1 protein-coding gene is annotated in these 903 nt (G+C 40.3%); it reads right to left on the reverse strand.

Annotated elements, in window-relative coordinates; all coding sequences use genetic code 11:
- Positions 1 to 10: 10 nt before the first annotated feature.
- Positions 11 to 903, reverse strand: an 893-nt coding sequence (locus DCC39_RS18880; protein ID WP_240613708.1) for a DDE-type integrase/transposase/recombinase, incomplete at its 5' end; no start/stop codon positions are given.

The following is a 903-nucleotide window of genomic DNA, read 5'->3' on the forward strand; positions in this document are numbered from 1 at the left end:
AATCAAAAAGTTAGGCTGATTGCTGATTAACCAAAAAGTCTTGAGCCAACGTGATGAGGGTTGTCCATCTTTCTGGCATATTCGGCATCTTTTCAAGTTCTGGGATGATGACAGGCACTTTATATTCCAGTGTGGCATGTGGTCTGAGGAAATTAAAATACGCCACAAAAAGTGTCACATAGGAAACCGATCCTTCCTGAGAACCAAATCCGGTTGTCGCCCTGTAATTGCCCTTAAATGTGCGATTAAGCCGTTCGATAACTTGCTTCATCGGGCGATATTCTTTAGAAACAGGGTCATCATTGGTTAGTCCAATGACCTTATGAATGTCAAAGTGAATGTCATACTGGGCAAAGTAATGCTGAGCCAGAATGTAAATGGGATTGCCATCTACAACAAATACCAAGTCCTCTGGAATGGTCTTGAACTTTTGTAAGACTTGATCCAGTGCCTTGATGGCAGATAATGTGTCTCTGTTTGATGAAACAGGGTAGGACAAAATAATTTTCTTTACTGTATCAAAGAAAAAGAACAGATAATGCCAGCGCCCCTTCACCCGAATATAGGTCTCATCTCCACAAAAGCTATTGGATAGCTCATACGGATAATGATCAATGAATGGCTTTGTGATAAGGGCAACGCTATTGACGTAATTTAAAATCGTTTGATGCGAAATTTTCATACTGTGCACATCATACATCAATGCAGCTGTTTTACGGGCTGACAGACCGTAGTTCACATGATAGGTCAAAATCAATCCCAGCGTATGGGGAGACACGTGAATACGAGAAAGATCAACCTTTGGTTTCACAGGTGTTTCCTTGCTTAACGGCTTGAAATCAAAGTGAAACTCCCGAAAAATATATCTCACTTTAAATGCTTGTGGATCTTTTTTAAAACGTT

Source organism: Pueribacillus theae, from assembly GCF_003097615.1.
GTDB lineage: Bacteria > Bacillota > Bacilli > Bacillales > UBA6769 > Pueribacillus > Pueribacillus theae.